The organism is Kribbella sp. NPDC051936 (assembly GCF_040680955.1).
In the GTDB taxonomy this organism is placed as follows: domain Bacteria; phylum Actinomycetota; class Actinomycetes; order Propionibacteriales; family Kribbellaceae; genus Kribbella.
Genome location: NZ_JBFAXS010000006.1, coordinates 401,813 through 417,731, shown reverse-complemented (window position 1 = coordinate 417,731; position 15,919 = coordinate 401,813). Strand labels below are relative to the sequence as shown.

The window sequence follows — 15,919 nt, the reverse complement described above, 5'->3', positions numbered from 1 at the left end:
AGAGAGCGCAGCAGCAGCTCACCCCGTCGGCACCGTCGTGCCGGCCGGGGCGCAGAAATCGCCGCCCGTACTGCGTCATGTGTCCTATCGTACCGGGCGGCTCCCAGCCGCGCCGCGGAATTCGGACCGGCCGCGGAGGCGGCGGGTGCGACGATGGGCCGCATGCGATGGATCGACACCCTGGAAGGCGCGGCCGCCGGGAAGTTGCCGGAGGCCGTGCATCGCTACTTCCGGCAGGGCTCGGCCGGCGGAGTCAGTGTCGGCGAGGCCACCGCCGCCTGGTCGTCGTACCGGTTCCGTCCACACGTGCTGAACGACGTGTCCACCATCAGCCTCGGTACGACGGTGCTCGGCACCCCCGTCGACGCGCCGATCCTGGTCGCGCCGTCGACGATGCAGCGGATGGCCGACCCCGACGGCGAGATCGCGATGGCGCGCGGCGTCAGCGCGGCGGGATCGGTCCTCGGTGTCTCCAGCAATGCCGGCACGACGTTCGCCGAGCTCGGCACGACAGGTGTCCCGTGGTGGCTGCAGATCTACGTCGTACGCAATCGGGAGATCACGCTCAGGATGCTCGACGCCGCGGTCGCCGCCGGGGCGCGGGCGATCGTGCTCACCGTCGACACTCCGGTCGTCGGGCGCAAGGAGGACGAAGGCGAGACGGTCTGGGATCTGGCGCAGCCGGGCCAGCTGCTGGCCAACCTCCCCGACGGAGACTGGACGGACGACGACCTCGCGAAGGCCGACGATCTGAACCCCGACGTGATCGGCCGGCTCGCCGAACGCACCGGCCTGCCCGTCGTCGTGAAGGGGGTGCTGCGCGGCGACGACGCGAAGCGCTGCGCGGACGCGGGTGCCGCCGGCATCATCGTCTCGAACCACGGCGGACGTCAGCTCGACGGCTCCGTCGCCACCGCACAGGCCCTGCCCGAAGTGGCCGAGGCCGTCGCCGGAAGCAGCCTCGAGGTGTACGTCGACGGCGGTATCCGCCGGGGCGAGCACATCCTCGCCGCCCTCGCGCTCGGCGCCCGCGCGGTCTTGGTCGGCCGACCCGCGCTGTGGGCCCTCACGGTCGGCTCGTCCGGCGGCGTCACCCGGCTGCTGTCCGACCTGGCCGAGGAGCTCGACCACGCCTTGCGGCTGGTCGGTGTCTCGTCGCCGTCGTCGCTGACACCGGACCTCGTCAGGTCGGCGGGTCCGAGATGAGCTTGCGCATCGTCGGCCTGAACGCGTTCCTGCCGGGTTTCCGGCTCGTGCACGAGTTCGCCGAGCGCAACGGTCACGAGGTGGTGCTGGTGGTGACGCTCCCGGAAACCAGCAGGTACGGCGCCTCCGACCCGATGGTCGCAGGGCTGCCGGAGAGCACGAACGTGCTGATCACGCGCAAACTCCGCACGGTGGCCGCGCCGGTGATCGCCGCGCTGCGGCCCGATGTGATCATCTCGGCGGCGTTCCCCCGGCTGATACCGGGCGAGATCCTGGACCTATCGAAGTACGGCGCGGTCAACTGCCACCCGTCACCGCTGCCCGCCGGCCGCGGACCGACACCGCAGCGGCTGATCTACGAAGGTGACGAGCGGGTCGGGGCCACGGTGCATCGGACCGCCGCCGAGTTCGACACCGGCTCGATCCTCGCCCAGCGCATCGCGCCCTTGCCCGACGATCTGAACGGCACCGGGCTCATGCGGGCCTGGCGCACGTTGCTCAGCGAATGCCTCGACGAGGCCGTGCCGCGACTCGTCGCCGGCGATCCGGGCGAACCGCAGGACCCGTCCGCGGCCTCCGAAGCGCCGTTCTTCACCGACGCCGAACGCCTCCTCGACCCGACCGAGCCGTCCCGGGTGATCCGCCGCAAGGCCGCCGCCCTCAACGTCACCGCCCCCACCGCCCAGATCGACCTCGACGGCACCACCCACCTCATCACCCGCACAGATCCCGCGGACGTCAGCAGCTCCGCCGAGCCAGGCACCGTCCTCGAGCACCACCCCGACGGCTGGACAATCCAAACCGCCGACACTCCCCTCCGCCTGACCCGCGCCTGACCACCTAGCCGCCGCCGATGGCGGGCCCGTCGAGTCGTGAGAATTGGCGGCTCAGAAGAGCCGCAATCCACGACTCGCGGTTTCGGGCCACGACCATTCGCCACGACTCGGCGCAGCCGCGACCGGGCGGCGCCGGATCAGCGGGACGGCACCGGCGGGCAGCTCAGCAGGCGCCAACGCGAATCCGCGAGGCAACAGAAATGCCCCCGGGTGATCCCGGGGGCATTCTGATGACGATGCGAGGCTCAGGCCTCGGCCGACTCCTCGGTGAGGTTGCGGCTCAGGTTGGGGTCAACCTGGACGCCCGGCCCCATCGTGGTCGAGAAGACCGTCTTCTTGATGTAGCGGCCCTTCGAGCTGGCCGGCTTCAGCCGGAGGATCTCCTCGAGCGCGGCGCTGTAGTTCTCCACCAGCTGGGCCTCGTCGAACGACGCCTTGCCGATGATGAAGTGCAGGTTCGCGTGCCGGTCGACCCGGAACTCGATCTTGCCGCCCTTGATGTCGGACACGGCCTTGGTCACGTCCGGGGTGACCGTACCCGTCTTCGGGTTCGGCATCAGACCACGCGGGCCGAGGACGCGACCGAGGCGGCCGACCTTGCCCATCAGGTCAGGGGTGGCGACGACCGCGTCGAAGTCGAGCCAGCCGTCGGTCACCTTCTTGATCATGTCGTCGTCGCCCACGAAGTCGGCGCCGGCGGCCTTCGCCTGCTCGGCCTTCTCACCGGTGGCGAAGACGAGGACCCGTGCCGTCTTGCCAGTGCCGTGCGGAAGGTTGACGGTGCCGCGCACCATCTGGTCGGCCTTGCGGGGGTCGACCCCGAGACGCATCGCGACGTCCACGGTGGAGTTGAACTTCTTGCTGCCGGCGGCGTCCTTGGCCAGCCGGATCGCCTCCAGCGGCGTGTACAGGTGATCGAAGTCGATCTTCTCCGCGGCGGCGCGGTAAGCCTTGCTGCGCTGTGCCATTACTGCTGTTCCTCTCTGGGGTGTGGTCTCCGGGCGGCGCTTCGCCCTGCCACTACTTCACGAAAAGTTGGGGTGCGATCAGCCGTCGACGGTGACGCCCATGGAGCGCGCCGTACCCTCGATGATCTTCATCGCGGCGTCGATGTCGCGGGCGTTCAGGTCCGGCATCTTGGTGGTGGCGATCTCGCGGACCTGGTCCTTGGTGATCTTGCCGACCTTGTCCTTGTGCGGGACCGGCGAGCCCTTCTGCAGACCGGCGGCCTTCTTGATCATCTCCGGCGCCGGCGGCGTCTTGGTGACGAAGGTGAAGGAACGGTCTTCGTAGATCGTGATCTCGACCGGTACGACGTTGCCGCGCATGGACTCCGTCTGGGCGTTGTACGCCTTGCAGAACTCCATGATGTTGACGCCGTGCGGACCGAGCGCGGTACCGACCGGCGGTGCCGGCGTCGCGGCACCGGCCTGGAGCTGCACCTTGACCAGGGCAGCGATCTTCTTCTTGGGAGGCATTCTGTCGGGTCCTTAGACTTTCTGGATCTGGTTGAAGCTGAGTTCCACCGGGGTCTCCCGGCCGAAGATCTCCACCAGGGCCTTGATCCGCTGGGCCTCGGCGTTGATCTCCGTGACTGTGGCGTGCAGGGTCGCGAACGGCCCGTCGACCACCATGACCGAGTCTCCGACACCGAAGTCGGCGACCTCGACCTTCTTCTTGGCCGCGGTCTTGGCGGGTGCGGCACCGGCTTCGGCTGCCGCCGCCTCGGCCGCCGCCACGACGGCCGGAGCGAGCATCTTCTCCACCTCTTCGAGGCTGAGCGGGACCGGCTTCTGGCTGTTCCCGACGAAGCCGGTCACCGACGGCGTGTGCCGCACGGTCGACCAGGACTCGTCGGTCAGGTCCATCCGGACCAGCACGTAGCCGGGGAGCACCGTGCGCTTCACCATCCGGCGCTGCCCGTTCTTGATCTCGGCGACCTCCTCGGTCGGCACGATGATCTCGAAGATGTAGTCCTCCATGTTCAGGGAGTTGATCCGGTTCTCCAGGTTGCCCTTGACCCGGTTCTCCATCCCTGAGTACGTGTGCACGACGTACCAGTCGCCGATCTGCGACCGCAGCCGGCTGCGCAGCTCCTCGAGCGGGTCGCCCGGCTCCTCGGGCTCCGCCTCCACGGCCTCCGCGTCGTCGTCCGCGTCGTCCTCGGTCGCGGCGGCGGCTACCGCCAGCGCCTCGACGTCCGCGTCGTCGTCGGCCTCGTCATCGTCGTCGGACTCGTCGTCGCCGGAGTCCTCGTCGTCGCTGGAGAAGACGACCTCGTCGTCGGCGGCCGGCACCTCGGCGGTGCTCAGCGGCGCGGTCTCCGCGGTCTCGTCGGCCAGCTCCTCGGCGGCCTCCTCGACGTCGTCGGCGGTCACGACCTCGGCGTCCTCGGCCTCGTCGGCCGCCGGGACCACCACGACCGGCTCGTCGTCGGACTCGTCGGCGTCCGCCCGCGGCGTCTCGTACTCGTCGTCGGCGGAGTACTCGTCGTCGTCCTCGTCGTCCGCGTCCTCATCGTCGTCGAGGTCCGCGAACGGGTCGTCGTCATCGTCGTCGTCACCGAAGAGGTCGTCGTCGGTGGCGTTCTCGTCGAAATCGAGGTCGTCGTCGGAGTCGGATACGTCGAACTCGCCCTCGTAGTCGAGGACCTCGTCGTCGCGCTCGGACACGTCGTACTCCGTCATCTGTGGATCGGGGTCTTGTCTGCTTCGGGTCGGGTCAGGAGCCCGGGACCTACGGTGCGGATCGTGATGGGCGGCCTCAGCCGAAGATCTTGAACATCGCCCAGCCGAAGGCGAGGTCGAGGACCGAGACGATCGCGATGACGAACACCACGAAGGTCAGGACGACCACGAAGTAGGTGGAGAGCTGCTTGCGGGTCGGCCAGACGACCTTGCGGAGCTCGGCAACCACCTGGCGGTAGAAGCGCAGCAGGCCCCTGCCCTGCTTGCCTTCCGCAGGCTTGCCGGCGCCGGACGGTGCCGGGGTGCGCGTCTCCGTCACGACCTACCTCTTTCGCTAGCGGCGGCCTGACCGGCCCTGCGCCGGTCAGGATTTGCAGGGCACGAGGGACTTGAACCCCCAACCTTCGGTTTTGGAGACCGATGCTCTGCCAGTTGAGCTAGTGCCCTCTGCAATCCATCCGGACGCCGCGTCGGACCTGATCTCGGGCATGCCGGATCAGGGCCACCAACGCCCGGACCTAGAGAAGTGTACGGGGTCGGAGCCACCTGGTCGAACTCAGCCTCGACCTGGTCCTTTCCCGTACGACCACCCACCGGGCGCCGCACCGCGGTCAGAACCATACAGCCTCCAGATGGTCCCAACGCACAGCACCCCCGGCGCGTTCCCCGGCCCATCCCCTGAAACCCGCGCGCGGCGCCGTCCGGCGTGATGCCAGGATGGTTCGTATGGGTTCCAGGATCTCGGCGCGGATCGGCGCCATCAGTGAATCGGCGACGCTGGCGGTCGACAGCAAGGCGAAGGCGCTCAAGGCGGCCGGGCGGCCGGTGATCGGGTTCGGCGCGGGCGAGCCGGACTTCCCGACGCCGGACTACATCGTCGAGGCCGCGGTCGCGGCGGCGCGGGACCCGAAGAACCACCGGTACAGCCCGGCCGGCGGCCTGCCGGAGCTCAAGCAGGCGATCGCCGACAAGACCAAGCGGGACTCCGGCTACGAGATCGAGCCCTCCCAGGTCCTGGTCACGAACGGCGGCAAGCACGCGGTCTACAACGCGTTCGCGACGCTGCTCGACCCGGGGGACGAGGTGCTGCTGCCGGCGCCGTACTGGACGACGTACCCGGAGGCGATCCGGCTGGCCGGCGGCGTACCGGTCGAGGTGCTCGCCGACGAGTCGCAGAACTACTGCGTCACCGTCGACCAACTCGAGGCCGCCCGGACCGAGCGGACCAAGGTCCTGCTGCTGTGCTCGCCGAGCAACCCGACCGGCGCGGTCGACACCCCGGAGGCGATCGAGGCGATCGGCCGCTGGGCGCTCGAGCACGACCTGTGGGTGGTCACCGACGAGATCTACGAGCACCTGACGTACGGCGACGTCCGGGCGACCTCGGTTCCGGTCGCCGTACCGGAGCTGGCCGACCGCACCGTCGTCCTGAACGGGGTCGCGAAGACGTACGCGATGACCGGCTGGCGGGTCGGCTGGATGATCGGCCCGAAGGACGTGATCAAGGCCGCGACCAACCTGCAGTCGCACCAGACGTCGAACGTCTGCAACGTCGCCCAGCGGGCCGCGCTCGCGGCGGTGTCGGGCGACCTGAGCGCGGTGGACGAGATGAAGGTCGCGTTCGACCGGCGCCGCCGGACCATGGTCCGGATGCTCAATGAGATCCCCGGCGTCGAGTGCCCGGAGCCGACCGGCGCCTTCTACGCCTACCCGTCGGTCAAGGGCGTCCTCGGCAAGGCGATCAACGGGCGTACGCCGGCCACGTCGGCCGAGCTGGCCGACCTGATCCTCGACGAGGTCGAGGTGGCGGTCGTGCCCGGTGAGGCGTTCGGCGCGCCCGGGTACCTGCGGCTGTCCTACGCGCTCGGCGACGACGACCTGGCCGAAGGCCTCGGCCGGATCGCGAAGCTGCTGGGCTGACCAGTGGATTTCGCCGGTCGGGTAGGGCCTCGGTAACCTTCGGTAATGACGCAGCGGGATCTGCGGGTGCTGCCGAAAACACACCTGCATCTGCACTTCTCCGGGTCGATGCGGCACCTGACGCTGGTCGAGCTGGCGGACAAGCACGGCGTGCGGCTGCCGGACGCGCTGCGAACCGACTGGCCGCCGGAGTTGTCGGCGGCGGACGAGCGCGGCTGGTTCCGGTTCCAGCGGCTGTACGACATCGCCCGATCGGTGCTGCGGACCGAGGACGACGTCCGGCGCCTGGTCCGTGAGGCGGCCGAGGACGACCGGGCCGACGGCTCGCGCTGGCTGGAGATCCAGGTCGACCCGTCCGGGTACGCGAACCGCTTCCACGGCATCACCGAGTTCACCGACCTGGTGCTCGACGCCGCCCGCGACGCGGCCGCGTCGACGGGGATCGCCGTGCAGGTCGTCATCGCCGCCAACCGGACGCGGCACCCGCTCGACGCCCGGACACTGGCCCGGCTCGCGACGCAGTACGTCGGACGCGGCGTGGTCGGGTTCGGCCTGTCGAACGACGAGCGCCGCGGGACGACGTCGGAGTTCGAGCCGGCGTTCCGCATCGCGCGGAGCGCCGGGCTGCTCGCAGCGCCGCACGGTGGCGAGCTGTGCGGTCCGGCCACCGTGCGCACCTGCCTGGAAGAGCTCGGCGCGGGCCGCATCGGCCACGGCGTCCGCTCCGTCGAGGACCCCGACCTGCTGAAGCGCATCGTCGACGCGCAGATCGCCCTCGAGGTCTGCCCCGCCTCCAACGTCTCGCTCGGCGTCTACCGCCGCCCCGAGGACGTCCCCCTCCGCGCGCTGTACGAGGCGGGCGCCCGGATCGCGCTCGGCGCCGACGACCCGCTGCTCTTCGGCTCCCGCCTCGCCGAGCAGTACGAGACGGCGCGCACCGTGCACGGCTTCACCGATTTGGAGCTGGCCGATCTGGCTCGCGGCTCCGTCCTCGCCTCCACCGCCCCACCCGAGGTCCAGAAGACCCTCCTCACCGAAATCGACGAATGGCTCGGAGCCCCGGCCGCGATCCCGGTCTGACCTACCTGGCTCGACACGGACAGACCGAGTGGAACGTGGCGGGCCGCCGCCAGGGCCGGCTCGACTCGCCCCTCACCCCGCTCGGCGTCGAGCAAGCCCGCCGGAATGCACTTCTGCTGACCGGTGAAGGCATCGATGCCGTCTTCGCCAGCCCGCTCGGACGGGCGCGGGCGACGGCGTCGATCATCGCCGCGCAGGTCGGGCTGGACGTGTGGGTCGTCGACGATCTGGCGGAGATCGACCACGGGGCGTGGTCGGGGCTCGGCACCGCGGAGATCGACGCGCGGTGGCCGGGGCAGCGGGAGGTGCGGGAGCGGCAGAAGTACACGTACCGGTTTCCGGACGGTGAGAGCTACGCGGACGGCGAGGTGCGTGCGACGCGGGCCCTAGAGGACATCGGGCGCAGCGGCGCGCGGCGACCGTTGATCGTGTCGCACGAGATGGTCGGGCGGATGCTGTTGCGGCAGCTCGGCGTACCGGACGTGCTTCGTACCAGGCAGCCGTCGGACATGGTTTATCGGGTGGGCGCGGGCGGCGCGGTCGAGCGGTTGTCGAGTTCCGGATAAGTGCTGGTTGCGTTCCGGTTCAGGTCATTGTCCGGGCGTCGGCGCGAGCCTAACTTTGCGTACATGACGCCGACGAAGATCCTGCTGCCAGAAGACGAGCTCCCGACGCGTTGGTACAACGTGCTTCACGACCTGCCGACGCCCCCGCCACCGGTGCTGCATCCGGGCACGGGCCAGCCGATCGGGCCGGACGACCTCGCGCCGCTGTTCCCGATGGACCTGATCCTGCAAGAGGTCTCCCAGGAGCAGTACGTCGACATCCCGGGCGAGGTGCTCGACGTCTACCGGCTGTGGCGGCCCAGCCCGCTGTACCGCGCGCATCGGCTGGAGAAGGCGCTCGACACCCCGGCCCGGATCTACTACAAGTACGAAGGCGTCTCACCGGCCGGCTCCCACAAGCCGAACACGGCTGTCCCCCAGGCGTACTACAACGCCAAATCCGGCGTCCGGAAGCTCACCACCGAGACCGGCGCCGGCCAGTGGGGGACGGCGCTCGCGTTCGCCTGCGCGCAGTTCGGGCTGGAGTGCGAGGTCTGGCAGGTGCGCGCGTCCTATGACCAGAAGCCGTACCGGCGGACGATGATGCAGGTCTTCGGCGCGACCGTGCACCCGAGTCCGTCGGAGCTGACCGAGGCCGGGCGGAAGATCCTCGCCGGTGACCCGGACTCCACCGGTTCGCTCGGGATCGCGATCAGCGAGGCGGTCGAGGCCGCCGTGCAGGACCCGGAGGTGCACTACGCGCTCGGCTCGGTGCTCAATCACGTGCTGATGCATCAGACCGTCATCGGCGAAGAGGCGCTGATGCAGCTCGCGATGGTCGGCGAGACCGCCGACCTCATCGTCGGCTGCACGGGCGGCGGGTCTAACTTCGGCGGCCTGGTGTTCCCGTTCCTGCGGGAGAAGTGGGCCGGCCGGATGTCGCCGGTGGTGCGCGCGGTCGAGCCGGCGGCCTGCCCGTCCCTCACCCAGGGCACGTATGCGTACGACTTCGGCGACACCATCGGGATGACGCCGCTGATGAAGATGCACACGCTCGGCCACGATTTCGTCCCCGACCCGATCCACGCCGGCGGCCTGCGGTACCACGGGATGAGCCCGCTGATCAGCCACCTGTACGAGACCGGCGAGATCGAGGCCGTCGCGAAACCGCAGTCCGAATGCTTCGCCGCCGGCGTCCAGTTCGCCCGCACCGAAGGCATCGTCCCGGCGCCCGAGCCGACCCACGCGCTCGCGGCCGCGATCGAGGAAGCCCAACGCTGCAAGGAATCCGGCGAAGAGAAGGTCATCCTCACCGCGCTCTGCGGCCACGGCCACCTCGACCTGGCGGCGTACGACGCCTACCTGTCCGACGCCATGACCGACCGCAGCTGGGAGGACGCCGACATCCAGTCCGCCGTCGCCGAAGCTCTCACCCGCCTGCCCGCCGTCAACTGACGATCGAGCACCTGTCGACCGCCGGCCTCAGCGGCCCCCGCGCTTCCACCAAGGCTTGGGCCGCTTGGCCACCGCGGTGAGCCAGTCTTCCGGGATGGCCCAACCACGGGAGGTCAACGCGTCGAAGTACTCGGCCTTCAGGCTGTCCGGCAGCCAGTAGGTCGCCTTATGGCTGCCGGACGCCTCGAAGTAGGTCGTGCGTTGGCGACTGCTCCACACCGTGGCCTGACTCGAGCAGTAAGCCAGGCGTACGTAGTCCCAGCGCGCCTGCTCGTCGTCCATGTCGAAGCCGCGCTCGACGACGCGACCTTTGGCGCGCGGTTCCTGCTCGATCTCCTCGATCAGGTTCTGCACCAAGGCACGGTCGTCGGTCAGCGCCTCCGGCAGCCGCAGCCCGACCGGATCCAGCACCACCGCGCCGAACCGCGGCCGCGCCACCTCCAGAAACACCTCGAGCAGCGCGAACGCTTCCTCCACCCGCCCGAACCGATCCAGCTCGGCGCGCAGCGTCGTCACGGCTTCCTCGGGCACCCCACAACTCTAGGTCCTGTCTGGTGATCCAGCGCCGTAGCGAGGAGGTGCTCGGTGCGGTGCATCGGCGTGCGGGGGCGAAGGTCTCGATGCGGAGCATCGTGGCCTTTGCACCCGTGCGGCGAGGTGCCGTGCCGAGTGCCCCGCAGTAGGCGATGGATTACCAGACGGGGCCTAGACGGGACCGGTCCGCGAGGGGCTTCCCCTATCTGCCCCGGGATGCCCCGCATCCTCACGCTCAGCAACCGTCCCCGCAGGCCGAAATCACCGCCGATTCGCGCGCCACCCGCCATCCGGGGCGGCCGAAATCCCCTTTTTCCACAGGGATTCGGGGCAGATCGGGGCAGCGTGGGGCAGATCGTCCACAAGGCCTGATTTCGTGGTCGCAGAGGGTGTTCAGCGCCTTACAGTTACCGCCATGTCAGGGCCGAACGAGTTCCTCCGCGAGGCGCGGGAACGCACACCATCACGACGTGCACCGGGCGAACACATGTCCCGGAGCGAGCTTGCCGACACGATCTGCGCGTGGCTGTGGGACACGACCGAGATCAAGTACGACCTCGACGGGCACTACATCGCCAAGCTCGAGCGTGGCGCGGTCCGCTGGCCGGGCGCTGCGTACCGATCCGGCCTGCGCCACGTGCTCGGCATCGCCTCGGACAGCGAGCTCGGGTTCTTCCCACCCGCCGGTGTCGCCCTCAACGAGACCGAGCCGACGCCGCCCTCGTCGATGGTCGGCCACGACGACGACCTGGTGAACGCCGGCGACGAGTCGATCGCGCTGCTGTCGTACGCCGAGGAGTCGAACGTCGGCGATCTCACGGTCGAGCAACTGCACGCCGACATCGAGCGGATCGCGCAGTCCTACCTCCGAACGCCGATCAGGCCGTTGTTCGTCAAGAGTCGGGCGATCCGGGACCGCGCGTTCGCGCTGCTGGCCGGCAACCAGGCGCCCCGGCAGTCCCGCGACCTGTACGCCGCGGCCGGCTGGGCGATCACCCTGCTCGCCTGGATGTCGGTCGACCTCGGCCGCCCGGACATCGCCGAGGGCCACACCCGGACGGCCTGGGCCTGCGCCGAGGCCGCGGACCACGACGTACTGCGAGGCTGGATCCGCGCGACCCAGCACACCGCCGCGTACTGGCAGGAGGACTTCGCGCGCGCGGCGGCGTACGCCGAGGACGGCCTGCGGTACAACGCCGGCACCGCACGGCTGTTCCTCGCCAGCGCCGCATCTGTCGACCTCGCCCGCCTCGGACGCACGGACAAGGCCCGCGCACTCCTCGACATCGCCCGGACCATGGTCGTCCGCCCCGCCGAATCCGAGCCGGGCGGAGTCCTGCTCTGTACGCCGGAACGCGCCGAAGGACTGTGGGCGAACACCCACCTGGCGTTCGGCGACGTGCGACTGACCTCGGACCACGCCGACCACAGCGTCGCCCTGTTCGAAGCGGTCCCGTACGCGCTGCGGAACGCAGGCTCCGAACGCATGGCCCGCCTGCAGCAGGCGAAGGCCCGGCTGCTCCTCGGCGAGCTCGACGGTGCGATCGAGGCGGCGGAGCCGGTGCTGCTGGTTCCGCCGGAGTACCGGGTTCGGCCGTTGATCCAGCGCGCCGCGGAGGTCGCGGCCCTGACCACGCCGTACGTGCGGAGCCCGAAGGGCCGGATGCTGCGGGACCGCGTCGCCGATTTCACCCAACGGACAGGGCTCCCGCCCCGCCCGGAGTCCCCCGACCGACGACCCGTGCTCGAGGAGCAGACATGATCAGTGAAGTCCGCGATCACTGGTACTGGCGGCCGAACTGGCGTCCCGGGCGATCCTTCTACACCTGGCACGTCATCTTCCCCGACGACGCCGTGCTGACCGATCTGCACGGGGCGTACCAGCGGCTGGTGGGTTCGCTGCCCGGGATCACGCCGGTGCCCGTGCAGTGGCTCCATCTGACGCTGCAGGGGATCGGGTTCGCGGACAAGGTGCCGCAGGCGGATCTCGCCCCGATCATCGAGGCGGCGCAACGCCGGCTCGAACACTTCCGGCCGTTCGAGATCAAGCTCGGCCCCGCGGTCGTCGACGTCGAGAGCCTGCAGCTACCGGTCACCCCTGTCGACCGCCTCCGCCGCCTCCGCGCCCAACTCCGCGCCGCCGTCACCGACGTCTGGGGCCGCGACTCCGTTCCCACCCTCCCCGAACTCGACCCCCACGTCTCCCTCGGCTACTGGAACCAGCCCGCCCCCGCCGCCCCTCTCCGCCAACGCGTCAGCGCCCTCCCCGGCGGCACCGCCACCACCCACCTCACACAAGTCACCCTCCTCAACCTCAACCGCGACCACCACCAGTACGAGTGGACCCCCCACGCCACCCTCGACCTAGGAGCCCGGGCCACCGAGACAGGAGCCAACCCATGAACCCACGCCCCCTGTCCAGCGCCCCTGACTCGCACACCCTTCCAAACCACCACCCCCACCACAGCCCACCCCACCCTCCGCTCCGGACTCCACCACGGGGTTCGGGCAAACGAGACAGGAGCGAATTGATGACACAGCGGGCCCTGTCCGGCGACTTTGCCTCGCTGGTCGTTCGAGCGCTCCTGGACTTTCGTACTCTCTGGACGACGCATGATCTGGTGACGACTACCGGCGTTCCCGTGCAGAGCATCCGCCAGGTGGTCAACCGACTCGAGCGCGACGGCCTGGTTGAGCGTCGGGCGCCCGGAGTCATCTCGGTCCCGAGCTGGCTCACCCTGCTCCGCCGGTGGAACCAGGACGTGCGCTTCAGCCACGACGTCAGCGTGACGTACTGGCGCAGCAAGCAAGGCACCCAGTCGATCCTGGACCGCATACCAACATCTGAACTCCGCCACGCAGTCAGTGGCTGCCACGCGGCAAAGCTGTGGGCTCCCGAGACACCAGTCGGACCAACCGTGATCTACACCCCAGACGCGCAGACTGCCGCCACGGTGTGGGAACTAGTACCAGCCAGAACCAAGACGATCGTCCTGGCCGAGCCACCAGCCGACGTCGTCTACACCCGCACCCGAAAAACCGACACAGGCCTCCGCCTAGCCGCCCCTACCCAGGTCCTGGCAGACCTGATGACCGGAGCAGCCAAGTCCCCCACCGCCGCCGACCCCCTCCTCACCTGGATGCTCCGCCACGAACTCGACTGGCGCTACTAACCTCCGGAGACTCGCAGCTGGCGCGGCCGCACTCCCCCTACGGCCGCACCGGCATACGCTCCACAGCCGCCTCACCAGCACAACCGACCCACCTGGCCCACCTGGCCCACCTGGCCGCACGGCAAGCCCGCCCGCTCACACCGCCGGACGGCGCGGATAGCCCGGTCGGTCGGGCGGCCCCGGCTACTTGAGCGGCCGGGGTGCACGTGTGAGCTTCCGGACGCGTGGGTGGCATGGGTGTTTGGTGCTGGCCGCGCCGTGGCTAGTAGGTGCGGATGGAGACCACGTGGGCTCTCGGGGCGCCGTTGGTCTCGTGGGTTGTTAGGCGTAGGTGGGTGGCTTGGGTGGGGGTTTGGAGGTGGTGATGCTGGGTGCGGTGGTGGTTCGCGGTTACCTGGGCGAGCTGTTGCCACGGGCCGGAGCCGTTGCGGATCTCCAGGTCGTACGCCGACAGAAGAGTTGGTAGGGACTCGAACGGGGTGCGGTGGTGGTGGAGGTTGATGAGGTCCTCTTGGACGTCCGCGTCCAGGACGACGACGACTTCGGAGAGGGTGACCGGCTCGGGCCAGGTGAGTTCCAGCCAGGGGTTGGGGTCCCATGCCAGGTCCTCGGAGGACCACAGGTTCGGCCCGCCGTACGGGCGTGCGTAACCGCCGATCACCTTCTCTGGTGTGTACGCCGACGTCTCGCCGAGGCGGATGCACAGGCCGGCGCGCGGCAGGATGTGCTTCCAGGCGCGGAACTGCTCGGTCCACTGCTCGTCCGGCGCCGGCTCGCGGCGGGTGAAGTGGATCGTCCCGGGGAGCGCCGTCGACGCGGTGTGGACCGAGATGTCCGGGGTGCTGCGCAGGACAACGAACGCATTCGACGGCGCCGACGGGCGCCAGGCCAACGGGATCTGGATCCAGCGCTTCTCGCCGGCCGGTACGTCGACGGTGCAGGAGTCGACGAGCTGGGCAGGTAGATAGTTCTGCGGCTTCACCGGATCGTGGAGCTCGACCGTCAACGACCCACCGCTGGAATCGACGAGCAGTTCGAACCCGTCCAGGGCCGGGTCGACCGGGACGACCATCCCGAGGTCGGCGGTCAGCGGCAACGTCCCGGACGACACCTCGAGCGCAGGTCGTGTCAGCGTGGAGGATGCCGTCACCGTCGCCGACAGCGCGAGGTTCGCCGGATCGTCGTCGACGACGCCGAGGACCGACGAGTCGGCGCGCGTCAGTGCGTGCTTCATCAGGTCGAACCGGTCGTGCGCCAGCTCCCGCGGCGTCAGGCCGTTGCGCAGGGCAACAGACGCGCCGATCCCGGCCGCTTCGCCGAGCAGTGCGCAGGTCGCCATCACCCGGGTGGTACCGAACGCGACGTGACTCGCGCTGATGTTCCGTCCGGCCAGCCACAGATTCCGCACGTTCCGGGAGTACAAGGAACGCAACGGAATGTGGTAGTTCCCGTCCGGATGCCAGTGCTTCGACCCGCGCTCGGACGCGTACACACCACCCGGCGGATGCAGGTCGATCGACCAGCCGCCGAAGGCCACCCGGTCGTCGAACTCGGTCTGCTCGAGGACATCGTGCTGGGTGAGCACGTGGTCGCCGAGGAAACGCCGGTACTCACGTTTTCCGGGAACCGACCCGATCCATTCCAGGGTCAGGTTGTCCGCGTCGAACCGCCCGGAGTTCTTGATGTAGTCCCAGATCCCGTACACGACCGCCTGCAGTTCGTCGCGGATCGCCTCGTTGTCGTCGACGACGTCCAGCTCGCCGCCCCACTCGATCCACCAGAACGCGCAGCCGTTCATGTCCGTGCGGACCACCCGGCGTTCCGGAATCGCGGTTTCCGTGACGTCCCGCGCGAACGACGGCGGCACGAACCGGACCGGTTCCCCGGCGTCCTTGCTGTAGAAGAGGATCGTGCTGCCGAGCGTGTTCGAGTCCGGTACGTCGGGCGCCCACGACTCGTCGTACTGCGCTCGCGGCTCCCGCCCGGTGCGGAAATCGGCGCCGGCCAGGACCCCGACCAGCCCGTCGCCCGAGCAGTCGACGAACACCGGGCTGACGAAGCGGATTTCCTTCTCGGATCCCATCTGCCAGCCGGTCACCGACCGGATCTCACCGTCCGCGGCCTCCACGGTCCGCACGTCGGTGTTCAGGTACAGCGTGATCCGCGGTTCGGCGCGGACCGCCTCCAGCAGCACCAGGTCCCAGTAGTACGGATTTCCGAGCGGATTCCGGAACTGGTTCTCGACGAACAGCTCGCCCATCACGCCGGTCTCCCGCGCGAAGCTCTGGACGCCGTGCGCGGTGGCCCCGCACACCCACACCCGGACCTCGCTGGACGAGTTCCCGCCGAGCACCGGCCGGTTCTGCACCAGTGCGACGGTGCTGCCCTGCCGTGCGGCGCCGATCGCCGCGCAGATCCCGGCGAGCCCGCCGCCGACGACGGTCAGATCGGTCTGGACCTCGAGCTGCTGCATGCATACCCCT

At 69.5% G+C, this 15,919-nt stretch carries 15 protein-coding genes and 1 tRNA gene; 9 read left to right on the top strand and 7 right to left on the bottom strand.

What is annotated here, in order from left to right; all coding sequences use genetic code 11:
- Positions 1 to 162: 162 nt before the first annotated feature.
- Together AB0L64_RS23120 and AB0L64_RS23115 are read left to right on the top strand one after the other, a co-directional pair.
- Entirely contained in the window at positions 163 to 1,206 is a 1,044-nt protein-coding gene (locus AB0L64_RS23120) for an alpha-hydroxy acid oxidase (RefSeq protein ID WP_363713069.1), read from the top strand.
- Positions 1,203 to 2,042 (top strand): formyltransferase family protein, encoded by an 840-nt coding sequence (locus AB0L64_RS23115; protein ID WP_363713067.1) that lies wholly within the window; start codon positions 1,203 to 1,205, stop codon positions 2,040 to 2,042. The genes AB0L64_RS23120 and AB0L64_RS23115 overlap by 4 nt, the downstream gene beginning before the upstream one ends.
- A 245-nt stretch (positions 2,043 to 2,287) precedes the next feature.
- Here AB0L64_RS23115 and rplA read toward each other — a convergent pair whose 3' ends face one another.
- The 5 genes from rplA to AB0L64_RS23090 all read right to left on the bottom strand — a co-directional run bounded on the left by rplA (position 2,288) and on the right by AB0L64_RS23090 (position 5,176).
- Positions 2,288 to 3,010, bottom strand: coding sequence for a 50S ribosomal protein L1 (gene rplA / locus AB0L64_RS23110; RefSeq protein ID WP_355699416.1), 723 nt, complete (start codon positions 3,008 to 3,010; stop codon positions 2,288 to 2,290).
- A gap of 78 nt (positions 3,011 to 3,088) precedes the next feature.
- Complete coding sequence (rplK, locus tag AB0L64_RS23105; RefSeq protein ID WP_355699415.1) at positions 3,089 to 3,520, bottom strand: 50S ribosomal protein L11; 432 nt, start codon at positions 3,518 to 3,520, stop codon at positions 3,089 to 3,091.
- A gap of 12 nt (positions 3,521 to 3,532) precedes the next feature.
- The gene (gene nusG / locus AB0L64_RS23100) at positions 3,533 to 4,231 is read right to left on the bottom strand and encodes a transcription termination/antitermination protein NusG (RefSeq protein WP_363713501.1); all 699 of its coding nucleotides are present in this window, start codon (positions 4,229 to 4,231) and stop codon (positions 3,533 to 3,535) included.
- A gap of 574 nt (positions 4,232 to 4,805) precedes the next feature.
- Positions 4,806 to 5,048 carry a preprotein translocase subunit SecE gene (gene secE, locus AB0L64_RS23095; protein WP_130384685.1) on the bottom strand — a complete coding sequence of 81 codons (243 nt, stop codon included), beginning with the start codon at positions 5,046 to 5,048 and terminating at the stop codon, positions 4,806 to 4,808.
- A gap of 55 nt (positions 5,049 to 5,103) precedes the next feature.
- Positions 5,104 to 5,176 (bottom strand) — tRNA-Trp (locus AB0L64_RS23090).
- Between the two features lie 279 nt (positions 5,177 to 5,455).
- On the opposite strand from AB0L64_RS23090, the gene AB0L64_RS23085 reads away from it, so the two are divergent.
- From AB0L64_RS23085 to AB0L64_RS23070, 4 genes are all read left to right on the top strand, one after another.
- The gene (locus tag AB0L64_RS23085; protein WP_363713064.1) at positions 5,456 to 6,649 is read left to right on the top strand and encodes a pyridoxal phosphate-dependent aminotransferase; all 1,194 of its coding nucleotides are present in this window, start codon (positions 5,456 to 5,458) and stop codon (positions 6,647 to 6,649) included.
- Positions 6,650 to 6,694: 45 nt separating this feature from the next.
- On the top strand, positions 6,695 to 7,729 hold the full coding sequence (locus AB0L64_RS23080; RefSeq protein ID WP_363713062.1) for an adenosine deaminase: 1,035 nt from the start codon (positions 6,695 to 6,697) through the stop codon (positions 7,727 to 7,729).
- The gene (locus AB0L64_RS23075; RefSeq protein WP_363713060.1) at positions 7,696 to 8,295 is read left to right on the top strand and encodes a histidine phosphatase family protein; all 600 of its coding nucleotides are present in this window, start codon (positions 7,696 to 7,698) and stop codon (positions 8,293 to 8,295) included. The genes AB0L64_RS23080 and AB0L64_RS23075 overlap by 34 nt, the downstream gene beginning before the upstream one ends.
- Before the next feature lie 63 nt (positions 8,296 to 8,358).
- Positions 8,359 to 9,729, top strand: a complete 1,371-nt coding sequence (locus AB0L64_RS23070) for a TrpB-like pyridoxal phosphate-dependent enzyme (RefSeq protein WP_363713058.1) — start codon at positions 8,359 to 8,361, stop codon at positions 9,727 to 9,729.
- Between the two features lie 27 nt (positions 9,730 to 9,756).
- On the opposite strand, the gene AB0L64_RS23065 is transcribed toward AB0L64_RS23070, so the two are convergent.
- Positions 9,757 to 10,260: a hypothetical protein gene (locus tag AB0L64_RS23065; protein WP_363713056.1), complete on the bottom strand. Its 504-nt coding sequence runs from the start codon at positions 10,258 to 10,260 to the stop codon at positions 9,757 to 9,759.
- Positions 10,261 to 10,678: 418 nt separating this feature from the next.
- Between AB0L64_RS23065 and AB0L64_RS23060 the strand changes: the two genes are divergently transcribed.
- From AB0L64_RS23060 to AB0L64_RS23050, 3 genes are all read left to right on the top strand, one after another.
- Positions 10,679 to 12,025: a hypothetical protein gene (locus AB0L64_RS23060; RefSeq protein ID WP_363713054.1), complete on the top strand. Its 1,347-nt coding sequence runs from the start codon at positions 10,679 to 10,681 to the stop codon at positions 12,023 to 12,025.
- Positions 12,022 to 12,666 carry a 2'-5' RNA ligase family protein gene (locus tag AB0L64_RS23055; RefSeq protein ID WP_363713052.1) on the top strand — a complete coding sequence of 215 codons (645 nt, stop codon included), beginning with the start codon at positions 12,022 to 12,024 and terminating at the stop codon, positions 12,664 to 12,666. The genes AB0L64_RS23060 and AB0L64_RS23055 overlap by 4 nt, the downstream gene beginning before the upstream one ends.
- A 128-nt stretch (positions 12,667 to 12,794) precedes the next feature.
- Entirely contained in the window at positions 12,795 to 13,436 is a 642-nt protein-coding gene (locus AB0L64_RS23050; RefSeq protein WP_363713050.1) for a helix-turn-helix domain-containing protein, read from the top strand.
- A gap of 262 nt (positions 13,437 to 13,698) precedes the next feature.
- On the opposite strand, the gene AB0L64_RS23045 is transcribed toward AB0L64_RS23050, so the two are convergent.
- Positions 13,699 to 15,909, bottom strand: coding sequence for an FAD-dependent oxidoreductase (locus AB0L64_RS23045; protein WP_363713048.1), 2,211 nt, complete (start codon positions 15,907 to 15,909; stop codon positions 13,699 to 13,701).
- Between the last annotated feature and the right edge of the window lie 10 nt (positions 15,910 to 15,919).